This is a genomic window from Arthrobacter sp. TJ-217 (assembly GCF_058269255.1).
The window spans coordinates 91,938-105,349 of the sequence record NZ_JBZCNJ010000004.1; the positions used below are offsets into that span (position 1 = coordinate 91,938).

Consider the following 13,412-nt stretch of genomic DNA (forward strand, 5'->3'; position numbering starts at 1 on the left):
GCGGCTGCTGCGGGGTCCCGCTGTCGGGACAACCTTCCGCGGTTGGACGGAGCCCCCGCGGCCAGGTTCCTCGCTCAGAGCCCGGAAACGACTGAGGCCGGCCCCGAAAGGGACCGGCCTCAGAACGAAATCTAAAGATGCAGCCTAGAGCGCGTTGACCTTCTTGGAGATCGCCGACTTGCGGTTGGCTGCGTTGTTCTTGTGCAGCACACCCTTGCTGACAGCCTTGTCGAGCTTGCGGCTGGCGGTCTGGAGTGCGGCCGCGGCTGCGTCCTTGTCAGAGGAATCCACGGCGGTTGATACCGCGCGGATAGCCGTCTTGAGCTCGGACTTCACCGAGTTGTTGCGCTGCCTCGCCTTTTCGTTGGTAAGGATGCGCTTTTTCTGGGACTTGATATTTGCCACGTATGAGAACTTTCTTTGTATTGCGGACTGGTCGTGAGGGAATTTCGGTCCAACCAAGAACTGAGCGGCGTGGGGATACCGTGTGGCGATTGGTCCAAAGTGCCCGTCGACCTGCGCGGACACACAGCAGTAAATATTAGCAGAAAAGCGCCGATGCGCCGACTGCGGCACCGCTATGCTCCGCGCGCCGTCCGGAAGAACGGCGCGAATCCAGCCCTGAGCCGTCAGCGGCGCCGCATCGCATCGAGCACGGCGTCGAATGCGGCGCGGTGCAGCACCGCCCCGTTACGGCGGATCGTCGACGGTTCCAGACGGATCACCCGGTCCACGTTCACCTCGCTGGGGCGGCCCTTGCGGTCCCAGGCGCCGGTCCCAATGTCGACATACCGCCGATCCTTCGACGAGGCATTATTGCGGTCGCGGGTGGTCAGCGGCAGGGCCAGGAGCCGGTTCCCGTCCCGCCCGATCAGCAGCACCGGCCGGTCCTTGCCCTGCGCCGGATCGTCCTCGTAGGGCACCCACGCCCAGACGATTTCACCGGGGTCCGGCTTTCCGTCGGGCCGGGGCGCATAAAGGACGCCGCTTCCTGCCGCCGTTCGCCGGTCCGAGCGGCTGCGCGCCGCGGGCGCCCCCGGGAACACCAGGCGCTTCAGCAGGCGTCCCGCGGACCGGAGCGCTCCCTTGTACATTCCTCCGCCGTTGATTCCCATCCGGCAAGCCTAGCGGCGGGGGAGCAGGGCCCCCGGAACGCCGCCGGTTCCGTTCCGATTCGCCGCTCGTGGGACACTTATAGGACAGCGGCTGCGACAACGCTGGCGAACTTGAAAAATATCCCGTAAAAGTGAGGAACCCACGTGTCACCCATGGCCCGCACCGCTCCGGTGCCCGCCGCCACTGATCCGGCGATTATTCGGAACTTCTGCATCATTGCGCATATCGACCACGGGAAGTCGACGCTGGCCGACCGGATGCTGCAGCTGACCGGCGTCGTCGAGCAGCGTGACATGAAGGCCCAGTACCTGGACCGCATGGACATCGAACGCGAGCGGGGCATCACCATCAAGTCCCAGGCCGTCCGCCTGCCGTGGGAGTACGAGGGCGTGACCTACGCGCTCAACATGATCGACACCCCCGGGCATGTCGACTTCACCTACGAGGTCTCCCGGTCACTTGCCGCCTGCGAGGGTGCGATCCTCCTCGTCGACGCGGCGCAGGGCATCGAGGCGCAGACGCTGGCAAACCTTTACCTCGCCCTTGAGAACGATCTGACGATCATCCCGGTGCTGAACAAGATCGACCTCCCCGCGGCGCAGCCGGAGAAGTACGCCGCGGAGCTGGCGAAGCTCATCGGCGGCAAGCCGGAGGACGTCCTGCTGGTCTCCGGCAAGACGGGGGCCGGCGTCGAGGCGCTCCTGAACAAGATCACGGCTGAACTTCCTCCGCCCGTCGGCGATCCCGACGCGCCGGCCCGGGCCATGATTTTCGATTCGGTGTACGACACCTACCGCGGCGTCGTCACCTACGTCCGCGTCGTGGACGGGCACCTCAGCCCCCGCGAACGCATCCAGATGATGTCCACCCGCGCCAGCCACGAGCTGCTCGAAATCGGGGTGAGTTCCCCGGAGCCGACCCCCTCGAAGGGCCTCGGCGTGGGCGAAGTGGGATACCTGATCACCGGGGTGAAGGACGTGCGGCTCTCGAAGGTGGGAGACACGGTCACCAACCTGGCCAAGCCTGCGTCGGAGTCCCTGGGCGGTTACGAGGACCCCAAGCCCATGGTGTTCTCCGGGCTGTACCCGCTCGACGGCACCGACTACCCCGTGCTGCGCGACGCGCTCGACAAGCTGAAGCTCAACGACGCGGCACTGACCTACGAACCTGAGACCTCCGCGGCCCTGGGCTTCGGCTTCCGCGTCGGCTTCCTTGGCCTGCTCCACCTCGAGATCATCCGCGAAAGGCTTGAGCGCGAGTTCAACCTCGACCTGATCTCCACCGCGCCCAACGTCGTCTACGAGGTCACCCTCGAGGACAAGAGCGTGGTCACGGTCACCAACCCCAGCGAATACCCGACGGGCAAGGTGAAGGAGGTGCGCGAGCCGATGGTCTCGGCAACCATCCTCGCGCCCAACGAGTTCGTCGGCGGCATCATCGAGCTGTGCCAGCAGCGGCGCGGCCACATGCGCGGCATGGACTACCTCTCCGAGGACCGCGTGGAAATGCGCTACTGGCTGCCGCTTGCCGAAATCGTCTTCGACTTCTTCGACCTCCTGAAATCCAAGACCCGCGGCTACGCCTCGCTCGACTGGAAGGCCGACGGCGACCAGGTCTCCGACCTCGTCAAGGTCGACATCCTCCTTCAGGGCGAGCAGGTCGACGCGTTCAGCGCCATCACCCACCGCGACAAGGCCTACGCCTATGGCGTCATGATGACCGGGAAGCTGCGCGAACTGATCCCGCGGCAGCAGTTCGAGGTGCCGATCCAGGCGGCCATCGGATCGCGCATCATTGCCCGCGAAAGCATCAGGGCAATCCGCAAGGACGTCCTCGCCAAGTGCTACGGCGGTGACATCACCCGCAAGCGGAAACTGCTCGAGAAGCAGAAAGAAGGAAAGAAGCGCATGAAGATGGTCGGCCGCGTCGAAGTGCCGCAGGAAGCATTCATCGCGGCGCTTTCCTCCGATGATTCAAAGGACAAATCAAAGAAGTGAACCACCTGTCCTGCCCGACCGCGCAGGGTCCGCGACATGCCTAGCGCACTGCCGCTGGGCCTTCCCGCTCCCGGAGACGGCCTGCTGCCGGCGCACGCGGCCGAGGGCGCCGCTGACCGGAAATTCGGCCTCTATGTGCACATCCCGTTCTGCGCGGTCCGCTGCGGGTACTGCGACTTCAATACATACACAGCCACCGAGCTGGGCGGGGGAGGGTCCCAGGACGAGTACGCGGGCACCGTTCTGCAGGAACTCGACCTGGCCGGCACGGTGCTTGCCGGGTCGGGCCTGCCCGAGCGTCCGCTCTCCACTGTTTTCTTCGGCGGGGGAACCCCCACGCTTCTTCCGGCTGACGACCTCGTCACGATCCTCGCCGCCGCCGTGCGGCGGTGGGGGCTGGTCGAGGGCGCCGAAGTGACGACCGAGGCGAATCCCGACTCGGTGACCGAGGAGTCGCTCCAGACCCTTGCGGACGGCGGGTTCACCCGGGTTTCCTTCGGCATGCAGTCGGCGGTTCCGCACGTGCTGGCCGTCCTTGACCGCACCCACACGCCGGCCCGGGTTCCCCAGGCCGTGGAGTGGGCGCGGAAGGCCGGGTTGAAGGTCAGCATCGACCTCATCTACGGGACGCCGGGAGAAACCCTTGACGACTGGCGGTACTCGCTCGAGACCGCCCTGTCCTACAACCCCGACCATATCTCGGCCTACGCCCTGATCATCGAGGACGGTACCAAGCTGGCGGGCCGCATCCGCCGCGGCCAGGTTCCACCCATCGACGACGACGACCACGCCGAGAAGTATTCGATCGCCGACGAGATGCTCACCCGGGGCGGGCTGCAGTGGTACGAGGTCAGCAACTGGGCGCGCACGCCCGCCGACGAGTGCCGGCACAACCTTGCATACTGGTGCGGCGACGACTGGTGGGGGGCGGGCCCGGGCGCGCACTCCCATGTCGGGGGAGTGCGCTGGTGGAACGTGAAGCACCCGCGCGCCTACGCCGCTGCGCTGGAGGGCCGCGCGTCACCAGCCCAGGGCCGGGAGATCCTCGACGCCCGGGAGAAGTACGTTGAAGACGTGATGCTGCGGGTGCGCCTCAGCGAGGGGCTGCCCATCAGCCGCCTCGATGCGGCCGGACGGCGTGCGGTCGCCGGACTGATCGCCGAAGGCCTTGTCGAGGCGCGCGACGTTTTCCAGGGGCTGGTGCGGTTGACCAGCAGCGGGCGACTGCTCGCCGACGCGGTGGTCCGCCGCCTCCTGCCGGACTGAGCCGCACCCCGGGAGGGGATCCCGCGCGGGGGCCACCGACACGCGCACAAACGACTGCCGCCCCGACACTGTCGGGGCGGCAGTCTCAAAGCGGCAAGATTAAAGCGGCTTTTTCGCCAGTTGCTGCACCCAGGCCGGGGTGGGCTTTCCGAGCTTTTTATCCGTGGTCATCCGGAGGCGCGCGGCGCGGATCCGGACGCGCTCGTGGTCACCCTGGCGCACAACGGGCGCGGCGGGGCGGCGCCCGGCCTGGCCGTTACGGCTTGCTGTTGTGCTCACTGCCAGCCTCCTCGATCGATTCCTCGGTGTTCCCATTGTTCCCCATGCCGCCGTTTCCGTCCACGACCCCCGGCGCCAGCGGTTCGGCCCAGGCCACCTCGATGATCGCCACCTCTTCCTCCCCGGCGAGATCACTCTGCGCCAGAAGGTCAAGGACGCCAAGGCCGATCTCCTGGCGGTGGGGGTCTTCGGACATCGACGCGTCAAGCGCCCATTCGGCCCGCGCCCACCACTGCGAGCGCTGATCGGCCTCCCGGCGGTGCTTGATGTTCGTCCAGGCGATGGCCCCCGTCACGAGCGCGGCCAGCAGGATGGCCAACGGGCCAAAAGCGCCGACGATCTCCCACCAAGGAGTGGCGTCGGAAACGATATCGACCATCACGGGATCCGGCGGGGTAGTGGTTCGTTGGAGCACCCTGCCAGCCTAACCGCCGCAAGCGGCCGGATCCTCCGGGTGCCCCGCCCCGCATGTCGCACGGCGCGGACCGCCCGGATCCTCCGGGTGCCCCGCCCCGCATGTCGCACGGCGCGGACCGCCCCTGATTGGTAGAAAGGAGCAATGGTCCAGCCCCGGAGGGGACGCCATGCGCCCGGCGGGGCGGGCCTCCCCGGATTCGGGGGCGGCCGGCTCCATACTTGATGACGGGCGGCTTACCGCGGCCGCTGTCGGCACGACGAAAGGCATTACCTTGAGGAACTCCGCTCTGATGGCGCTCACCGCTGCAGCCCTGCTGCTGACCGGGTGCTCCGTTGCCCCGGCCGCAGACCGGGAACCGCTGCGCACCGCGTCGCCGAGGGTGGAGACGCCTCCGGCCGAGGAAACGCCTGCTGCGCCCGTCGAACCGGCGCCCGACGCCCCCATCGTGGAAACCACCGTGCCTGCGCCGGTCGAGACGCCCACCGCAACGCCTACGCAGAGCGAGGCGCCGCCGGAACTCACCTGGGATGGTGCTCAGTACCCGCAGCCAGTGGAGACCCCCGAAGAAGCACCGGCCGACCTGGTGCTCGGCGGCCAGTGGGTGGCGGGCAAGACCGGGACCGTCACCGGTTCCGGATACCGGCCGGGTGAGGAAGTCGCTGTCATGTTCGGCCGCGAGGGCGACGACGTCATCACCCAGACCATCCGGATGGTGGCCGACCCTTCAGGGAAGTTCACCGCATCGATCGCGATCCCGGAGGAAGCCCCCGGCGGCTCGTACCGAGTCCTTGCGAGCTCCGAAAGCCACAGCCAGTGGACGCTCGTCAAAATCACCGCCGCGGGTCTCTAGCTGCGGGTGAGCAGCCTCACCGGCCGGGTTGCGGCCCGGCCGGTGTCAGCGCAGAAGGCGGAGGTTGACGGCATAGCGGTAGGGCCGGCCGCGGTTGACCTGGATGCCCGCCGTGACGGAGAAGACCGCTATCGCAACCCAGATCAGGGCGTTGATGACGGCGAATACGCCGCCGACGACCGGCAGCAGCGACAACAGCCACGCCGCGAGGGCCAGCACCGTCGGCGGCAGGGTGAAGTTGAGCGCTTCCTTGGACTCCTGGGCGGTGAACGGTCCGCGGTCCTTGAAGATCAGGTAGATGATCAGCGAGGGGACGAAGCCGAGGATTCCGCCGAAGTGGGCGAGCGTCGCGAACTGCCGGTCTTCGGCCGCCGTCAGCGGCAGGGCCTGGGCCGGTGCGCCTTCGAAGGCGGACCGGTTTGCTTCCCAGCCGGAGTCCTGGTGCTTGTCGGCGGTGTTAGACAACGAGATTCCTTTTCAGCGTGGCCGGATTCCCCCAGCGTTTCCTCTAAGGGTACTTGGTGCTGCGCGGGACCCGCATCAAGCATTCGCCTCACCGGCGGTGAGGAAGTCAATGACTTCCTCGACCCTCCCAAGGAGCGAGGGCTCAAGATCTGCATAGCTGTTCACGCTGCCGAGGATCCGCTTCCAGCCATGCGCCACAGCCGCCTGGTTGTGGTGGGGCCAGCCCAGGCCGGCCAGGATGCCTGTTTTCCAATCCTGCCCGCGGGCCACAACCGGCCAGGCCGAAAGCCCGACGGCAGCAGGTTTCACCGCCTGCCAGACATCGACATACGGATGCCCCACGATCAGCACGTGTCCCCGGGCGCCGGGAAGCGCCATCGCTTGCTGCGCTATGCGGGATTCCTTGGTGCCTGGAAGCAGGTGGTCAACGAGGATGCCCAGGCGGCGCTGGGGCCCCGGTGAAAAGGCGCGCACCGCGCCTTCGAGGTCGTCGATTCCATGCAGCGGCTCGACGACGATCCCTTCATGGCGGAGGTCCTCGCCCCACACCTTCTCCACCAGTTCGGCGTCGTGCTGTCCCTCCACCCAGATCCGGCTGGCCCGTGCCACGCGCGCCCGGGCCTCCGGAGCCTTGACCGACCCCGAGGCGGTCCGAGCCGGTGCGGCCACCTTGGCCTGCGGCGCAACAACGTGCACCGGTTCGCCGTCGAGCAGGAAACCGTGGCCGAGGCGGAAGGTGCGCTTCTTCCCGCGGCGGCCCTCAAGCACCATGACGTGAAGGCCACCGGACTTCTCCACCCGCACCACGGCCCCGACGAATCCGCTCTGGATGTCCTCGAGCACAAGACCGAGATCGGCCGGAATGTCGCGAAGTTGGGTGCGCTTCGGGGCGGAGAGGTCCTGTGCGCCCCAGGCGTAGTCGGCCACCGTTGATCTCGCTTCCGTGTGGTCCGGCGCACGCTCTGTGACCGGGTTTTCAATGCTAACAATCGCCCGGAACGTACTAGACTTAGCACTTGGGTGTGTCGAGTGCTAACCGTTGAGCGTGCACCGCCCCCACGAAACGGAACAACGGAGGTGAACCAGATGAGTGAACCGCGACGCCTTGAGGTGCTGCAGGCGATCGTTGAAGACTACGTCCATTCCCGGGAGCCGGTCGGTTCAAAGGCCCTCGTTGACCGGCACAGGCTCGGAGTCTCCTCGGCAACCATCCGCAACGACATGGCCGTCCTCGAAGAGGAAGGGCTGATCACCGCACCCCACACGAGCTCGGGGCGGATCCCGACGGACAAGGGGTACCGGACCTTCGTCGACCGGATCGCCGAGGTCAAGCCGCTCTCCGCCGCGGAGAAGCGGGCCATCCAGACGCTGCTCTCCGGTGCCGAGGACCTCGACGACGTCGTGGACCGCACGGTGCGCCTGCTGGCCCAGCTCACCAACCAGGTGGCCGTTGTCCAGTTCCCGCGGCTCGGCTCGGCGGCGGTGCGGCACATCGAGCTCGTGCTGCTCGCCCCCCAGCAGGTTCTTGTGGTCCTCATCGCCACCAACGGCACGGTGCACCAGCGCGTTGTCCCGCTGCCCGCCCCGGTGCCGGAGGCTGACCTCGCCGAACTCAAGCAGCGGATCCTCGCAGGGGTTGCCGGGGCGAAGCTTTCCGCCCTCCCGCAGGAGCTCGCCGGGGTGCCTGCGTCGCTGCCGCAGCATCTGCGCACGGCCGGAGCGGCGCTGATCCGTACGCTTGAACAGCTCGCGGGCATCAGCCGGGAGGACCGCATTGTGATGGCCGGTACTGCCAACCTTGCCCGGTCCACAGTAGACTTTCCCCTCAGCATCGGACCGGTCCTCGAAGCGCTCGAGGAACAGGTGGTGATGCTGCGGCTGCTCTCCGAGATGGAATATGACGCCCGCGGCGTGTCCGTGCGCATCGGAAGTGAAAATCCGTACGGCGGTCTGTCGGAAGCCTCGGTCATCGCCACGGGCTACGGGCCGGACGCCACCGCCAAGCTCGGCATCCTCGGACCCACACGGATGGACTACCCGAGCACCATGGCCGCGGTCCGTGCGGTTGCCCGGTACCTTTCCCGGGTCCTCGCGGAGTAAGGGCGGCGGCACGGCGCACCCCGGCGCGGTTTGGCCGGGCAATACAACGTTTGACAGCTGATTCAGCAGGAAGAGATGTGCACGAGTGAGTAATCACTATGAGGTTCTTGGCGTTTCGCAGGGAGCCAGCGGCGAGGAAATCAAGAAGGCCTACCGGAAGCTCGCCCGCAAGCTCCACCCGGATGTGAACTCCGGGCCCGACGCGTCGGAACAGTTCAAGCGCGTGAGCCACGCCTATGAGGTGCTCTCGGACCCCCAGAAGCGCCGGGTGTACGACACGACCGGCAACGAAAACGGAACGGACAACGGCTTCGGCTCCGGATACTCGGGATCCGGTTTCGCCTTCCAGGACATCTTCGAGACCTTCTTCGGTGGAGGAGGCTCCAGCGGGCCGCCCTCACGCACCCGCCGCGGGCAGGACGCGCTGATCAACGTGCGCATTGACCTCAAGGACGCCGTCTTCGGCACGAACAAGAAGATTGAAGTCGACACCGCAGAGGTCTGTTCGACGTGCGACGGCACCTGCTGCGAGCCGGGAACCTCGCCCCGGACCTGCGACATCTGCGGCGGATCCGGACAGGTCCAGCGCGCCGTGCGCTCAATCCTCGGCCAGGTCATGACAAGCGCGCCCTGCGGAACCTGCCAGGGCTTCGGCACTGTCATTCCCCACCCCTGCCACGAGTGCAAGGGCGAAGGGCGGACCCGGGCACGCCGCACCCTCACCCTTAAGATCCCCGCAGGCGTCTCGACCGGAACGCGCATCCAGCTGTCCGGACAGGGCGAAGCCGGAACGGCCGGGGGACCGCAGGGTGACCTTTACGTCGAGATCCGGGTCAACACCGACTCCACCTTCCTGCGTGACGGCGACGACCTGCACGTGACCCTCAGCGTGCCGATGACGGCCGCCGCGCTCGGCACCTCCGTCAGCCTCGACACATTCGACGGCGACCAGGAACTGGCGATCAAGGCTGGCACCCAGTCCGGGGAAATCATCACCCTGCGCGGGCTTGGCGTCACCCACCTGCGCGGCCAGGGGCGCGGCGACCTCCGGGTGCACCTCAACGTGGAGACCCCGCGCAACGTCGACGCCGCGCAGGAGGAACTGCTGCGCAAGCTCGCCGAACTGCGGGGCGAGGAAGCGGCCGAAGGCCAGTTGGCGAGCAGCGGCTCGGGCGTCTTCGCGCGCCTCCGGGAGCGGCTGGGGAACCTGTAGGAGTGACACGGCCCCTGTTTTTCGCCGACCCCGAGGCGGTCCGTGCGGCAGTGCCCGGCGGCGTGTTCGTGCTGCGCGGAGAGGCAGCCCGGCACGCTGCAACGGTCCGGCGCCTCGGCCCGGGTGAGAGCATCGATATCAGCGACGGTTCCGGGTTCCGGCTCAGCGGTGAAATCACCGACAGCAGCCAGGGTGCCCTGACCATCGACGTCGCCGCCGTCGCCCAGGAGGAGCCTCCCCGCCACCGGCTGGTGCTTATCCAGGCACTGGCCAAGGGCGACCGCGACGAACAAGCCGTCGAAGCGGCCACGGAACTCGGTGTCGACGCCGTCGTCCCGTGGCAGGCTGAGCGGAGCATCGTGCGCTGGCGCGGGGAGAAGGCCGCCAAGGGCAGGCAGAAATGGGAGGCCGTGGTCACCGCGGCCGCCAAACAATCGCGGCGGGCGTGGATTCCGGAGGTTCATCCCCTCCTTGAGTCGACCCAGCTCCCGTCCCGGCTCGCCGGGTTCGAACGGGTCTTCGTCCTTCACGAAGACGCCCCCGACGGCCTGGCCCGGGTTCTTGAGGGCAGCGGCCCCGGCGAAGCGGGCACAACCGCCGTGGTGGTTGGACCCGAAGGAGGGATCAGCGAGTGGGAGATGCTCGCTTTTGAGGCCTCGGGGGCGGCAGCGGCCAAGCTTGGGCCGCACGTCCTGCGCTCATCCTCCGCCGGCCCCGCGGCGCTCGTACTGCTGAACCACCTGCTGCAGCGGTGGTAGCCCGACCCCGGCCGGCACCGGATAAGCACCCGGCCGGCCCGGCGCGTCAGATCACTTGATTTCGATCAGCTTCGTGTCGGCGTCCTGTTCGGCGCCCTCCGGAGCGCTGCCGTCCGTGCGGAAAACGCTGATCTCGTAGTGCCCCGGCGGAAGTGCGACGGTGAACTCGTAGGTTCCAGGAACGCCCGCCGCGCTGTCGAGCTCCACAGTTCCCTGCTTCACCGTTCCCGCTTTCATGGCACTCCCCGCTGATGCCGCACCCTCGGCGCCAGGCGGGACGACCGCGGCGATCCGCCATGCGAGGAGCGAGGAGTCGGAGACGCCGCTGCCGTTGACTACAACGGTGGACGGGTCGCGGACGTCGCCGTTCTGCGGATTGGCGATCCACACCGGGGCGACGAGCGAGGTGTCGCGGTGCAGCTCCCCATCGAGGCTCACCTTGTCGAACGCCCGGTAGCCCGCCTTGCCGTCAACAAGGATCACGACCGAACTTGCCTCACCGCCGGTGATCAGCCCGGCGTTCGCCGCGGCCGCCGTCGCCGTAAACACGAGCTGTTGGATCGCCCGGCGCGCTGCGACTTCGGTGAGCCTGCCACGGAAGGCGTCGGCTGAGATGTCGACGGTGATCACGTTCCGCTGGGAGATCGACGAAGTGACATGGGAGGCGGACTCCCACGCCGTATAGAAGTCGGAATCGAGCGGGGCCGCGGTCGTCATGAAGCGCACGGCGTCGGCGATCGGGTCGCCGATTCCACCTGGCATATCCGCAGGCACGAACTCCCGGTACAGCCGGGCATCCGAGCCGGATCCGCCGAGCCAGTACACCGGCAGCAGCTCCGTCGAGCTCGGGGATTGGGCCGCCACGCCCTCAACTGGGGCGGCCTCGGCGCCGAGGTTCGCCTTCGCGGCCCCGGGATCCGTGGCGGTGGGGATGGGGGAGGGCACAACGGCTTCAGGCAGCCCCGTGCAGGCGGGAAGCATCAGCAGGCTGCTGGTGAGCACGACGCCCGTCGCTGAAAGAAGGAGGCTCTTGCCGCCCAGCCGGCTGCGGCGCAGCGGGTCTTGCCTGGTCACGGGTGCCTCCTCTCGACATCCTTGGCCGCGGCCAGCCCGGGCGGCTGGACGGCATCAAAAAGGCGCACCGGTGGTCTCCTCCGGGTGAGCGCGCAGTTCAGCTTCGCACAGCGGACGGACGGCATTGCGCGTAAACCGGGCCGCCGGCCGGACTGAAACGGTATCGATATAGAGCCGTTGCGAAGTTGGAACACTCGACCGGCAGGTTACGGTGCCGGTGGCCGCACGGGGACAGGACGGCGCGGGGAAGCGATGCCGTAAGATTAAGGTGCGCAGGATCCAGTACAACGACACTCGAATCACAGCAAGGGGCGATGGAAGGCCGAGCGGCCGTACTATGAGCGAATCTTCAGGCATGAGCGCGGCCGGGCTAGACACAAGAGTCGTGCAGTTCGACTCGGGGGAACAGATGGTCAAGGCCCTCGGCACCAATGACGAGGCACTTCGGCTCATCGAGGCAACCTTCCCGGGCGTTGGCCTCCAGGCGCGCGGGAACGAGCTGTCCATCACCGGCCCCGCGGCCGATGTTGCCCGCACCGAGCGCCTGATCGCCGAGGTCCGCACCATGGCCATCAACAACACGACGGTCAATCCCCAGGTGCTTGAGCAGCTTGTCACAATGCTGCGCACCCAGAGCGTGAGCAGGCCCTCGGACGTGCTGACGCTGAGCATCCTTTCATCGCGGGGCAAGACGATCCGCCCGAAGACCCTGAACCAGAAGAGCTACGTCGACGCGATCGACCGTAACACCGTTGTCTTCGGCATTGGCCCCGCCGGCACCGGCAAGACCTACCTCGCCATGGCCAAGGCGGTTCAGGCCCTCCAGCAGAAGGAAGTCAACAGGATTATCCTCACCCGGCCCGCTGTTGAGGCCGGTGAGCGCCTGGGCTTCCTTCCGGGCACGCTGAACGACAAGATCGACCCTTACCTGCGCCCGCTGTACGACGCGCTCCACGACATGATGGATCCCGACTCGATCCCGCGCCTGATGGCCGCCGGAACCATCGAAGTCGCGCCCCTTGCCTATATGCGGGGCCGCACCCTCAACGACGCCTTCATCATTCTCGACGAGGCCCAGAACACCACGCCCGAGCAGATGAAGATGTTCCTGACCCGCCTTGGATTCGGTTCAAAGATGGTCGTGACCGGGGACGTGACGCAGGTCGACCTTCCGGGCGGCACGAGCTCCGGGCTGCGGATCGTCAGCGACATCCTCTCCGACATCGAAGACGTCCACTTCAGCGTGCTCGACGCCTCCGACGTCGTCCGGCACCGCCTCGTCGGGGACATCGTGAGCGCATACAGCCGCTGGGACGAGGAACAGAACGCCTCCCGCGGGGCGTCCGGCGGAGCGGCGGGCGACGGCGCGGCCCGCCGGGCGAAGGCTGCGGCGCGGCGATGAGCATCGAAGTCAATAACGAGTCGGGGTACGCCGCCGACGAGGAGAACCTCGTACGGCTCGGGAACTTCCTCCTTGAAAATCTTTTCGTCCACCCCGACGCGGAGCTGTCCATCATCCTCGTCGACACCGACACGATGGAACGCCTGCACGTCGAGTGGATGGATGAACCCGGACCCACCGACGTGCTCTCCTTTCCCATGGACGAGCTGCGCCCCGGAGCCGCAGGACGCGTCACCCCGGCCGGGGTCCTCGGCGATGTCGTGCTCTGCCCGGAGGTCGCGCAGAGTCAGGCGGCCGCCGCTGGGCACAGCACCGGTGAAGAGCTGCTGCTGTTGACCACCCACGGCGTGCTCCACCTGCTCGGCTTCGACCACGCCGAGCCCGATGAGGAAAAGGAAATGTTCGGCCTGCAGCGCCAGCTCCTCAGCGATTTCCTCGGCCGGCAGGCGCCTCGGGAGACCCGCGCTTGATCAT

The 13,412-nt window shown here is 67.3% G+C and carries 15 protein-coding genes; 8 read left to right on the top strand and 7 right to left on the bottom strand.

The features are described 5' to 3' along the window. Positions 1–144 precede the first annotated feature (144 nt). Entirely contained in the window at positions 145–405 is a 261-nt protein-coding gene (rpsT, locus tag AC4D2R_RS08425; RefSeq protein WP_490900184.1) for a 30S ribosomal protein S20, read from the bottom strand. A 224-nt stretch (positions 406–629) separates the two neighbouring features. Further along, positions 630–1,115, bottom strand: a complete 486-nt coding sequence (locus tag AC4D2R_RS08430) for a type II toxin-antitoxin system PemK/MazF family toxin (protein ID WP_490939262.1) — start codon at positions 1,113–1,115, stop codon at positions 630–632. A gap of 144 nt (positions 1,116–1,259) precedes the next feature. Here AC4D2R_RS08430 and lepA point away from each other — a divergent pair, with 144 nt between their 5' ends. Both lepA and hemW read left to right on the top strand, forming a co-directional pair. Beyond that, positions 1,260–3,113 carry a translation elongation factor 4 gene (lepA, locus tag AC4D2R_RS08435; protein ID WP_490939264.1) on the top strand — a complete coding sequence of 618 codons (1,854 nt, stop codon included), beginning with the start codon at positions 1,260–1,262 and terminating at the stop codon, positions 3,111–3,113. 36 nt (positions 3,114–3,149) lie between these two features. Continuing rightward, positions 3,150–4,379, top strand: coding sequence for a radical SAM family heme chaperone HemW (gene hemW / locus AC4D2R_RS08440; RefSeq protein ID WP_490939266.1), 1,230 nt, complete (start codon positions 3,150–3,152; stop codon positions 4,377–4,379). A 99-nt stretch (positions 4,380–4,478) separates the two neighbouring features. Here hemW and AC4D2R_RS08445 read toward each other — a convergent pair whose 3' ends face one another. Next, a complete protein-coding gene (locus tag AC4D2R_RS08445; RefSeq protein WP_490900188.1) occupies positions 4,479–4,658 on the bottom strand; it encodes a hypothetical protein in 180 nt (59 codons plus the stop codon). Then, the gene (locus AC4D2R_RS08450; protein ID WP_490939268.1) at positions 4,636–5,073 is read right to left on the bottom strand and encodes a hypothetical protein; all 438 of its coding nucleotides are present in this window, start codon (positions 5,071–5,073) and stop codon (positions 4,636–4,638) included. The genes AC4D2R_RS08445 and AC4D2R_RS08450 overlap by 23 nt, the downstream gene beginning before the upstream one ends. Before the next feature lie 274 nt (positions 5,074–5,347). On the opposite strand from AC4D2R_RS08450, the gene AC4D2R_RS08455 reads away from it, so the two are divergent. Continuing rightward, on the top strand, positions 5,348–5,926 hold the full coding sequence (locus tag AC4D2R_RS08455; protein ID WP_490939270.1) for a hypothetical protein: 579 nt from the start codon (positions 5,348–5,350) through the stop codon (positions 5,924–5,926). A 45-nt stretch (positions 5,927–5,971) separates the two neighbouring features. On the opposite strand, the gene AC4D2R_RS08460 is transcribed toward AC4D2R_RS08455, so the two are convergent. Together AC4D2R_RS08460 and AC4D2R_RS08465 are read right to left on the bottom strand one after the other, a co-directional pair. After that, a complete protein-coding gene (locus AC4D2R_RS08460) occupies positions 5,972–6,391 on the bottom strand; it encodes a DUF4870 domain-containing protein (RefSeq protein ID WP_490900191.1) in 420 nt (139 codons plus the stop codon). 75 nt (positions 6,392–6,466) lie between these two features. Next, positions 6,467–7,318 (bottom strand): DUF3097 family protein, encoded by an 852-nt coding sequence (locus AC4D2R_RS08465; RefSeq protein ID WP_490939272.1) that lies wholly within the window; start codon positions 7,316–7,318, stop codon positions 6,467–6,469. A 159-nt stretch (positions 7,319–7,477) separates the two neighbouring features. On the opposite strand from AC4D2R_RS08465, the gene hrcA reads away from it, so the two are divergent. The 3 genes from hrcA (at position 7,478) to AC4D2R_RS08480 (ending at position 10,462) form a co-directional block, all read left to right on the top strand. Continuing rightward, positions 7,478–8,491 (top strand): heat-inducible transcriptional repressor HrcA, encoded by a 1,014-nt coding sequence (gene hrcA / locus AC4D2R_RS08470; RefSeq protein ID WP_490939274.1) that lies wholly within the window; start codon positions 7,478–7,480, stop codon positions 8,489–8,491. Between the two features lie 85 nt (positions 8,492–8,576). Further along, positions 8,577–9,704, top strand: a complete 1,128-nt coding sequence (gene dnaJ, locus AC4D2R_RS08475) for a molecular chaperone DnaJ (RefSeq protein WP_490939276.1) — start codon at positions 8,577–8,579, stop codon at positions 9,702–9,704. A gap of 2 nt (positions 9,705–9,706) precedes the next feature. Continuing rightward, entirely contained in the window at positions 9,707–10,462 is a 756-nt protein-coding gene (locus AC4D2R_RS08480; protein ID WP_490939278.1) for a 16S rRNA (uracil(1498)-N(3))-methyltransferase, read from the top strand. A 51-nt stretch (positions 10,463–10,513) separates the two neighbouring features. On the opposite strand, the gene AC4D2R_RS08485 is transcribed toward AC4D2R_RS08480, so the two are convergent. After that, positions 10,514–11,536, bottom strand: coding sequence for a GerMN domain-containing protein (locus AC4D2R_RS08485; protein WP_490939280.1), 1,023 nt, complete (start codon positions 11,534–11,536; stop codon positions 10,514–10,516). 337 nt (positions 11,537–11,873) lie between these two features. Between AC4D2R_RS08485 and AC4D2R_RS08490 the strand changes: the two genes are divergently transcribed. Together AC4D2R_RS08490 and ybeY are read left to right on the top strand one after the other, a co-directional pair. After that, positions 11,874–12,938, top strand: a complete 1,065-nt coding sequence (locus AC4D2R_RS08490) for a PhoH family protein (protein WP_490939282.1) — start codon at positions 11,874–11,876, stop codon at positions 12,936–12,938. Beyond that, positions 12,935–13,408, top strand: coding sequence for an rRNA maturation RNase YbeY (ybeY, locus tag AC4D2R_RS08495; RefSeq protein ID WP_490900198.1), 474 nt, complete (start codon positions 12,935–12,937; stop codon positions 13,406–13,408). Before AC4D2R_RS08490 ends, ybeY begins: the two co-directional genes overlap by 4 nt. Positions 13,409–13,412 lie beyond the last annotated feature (4 nt).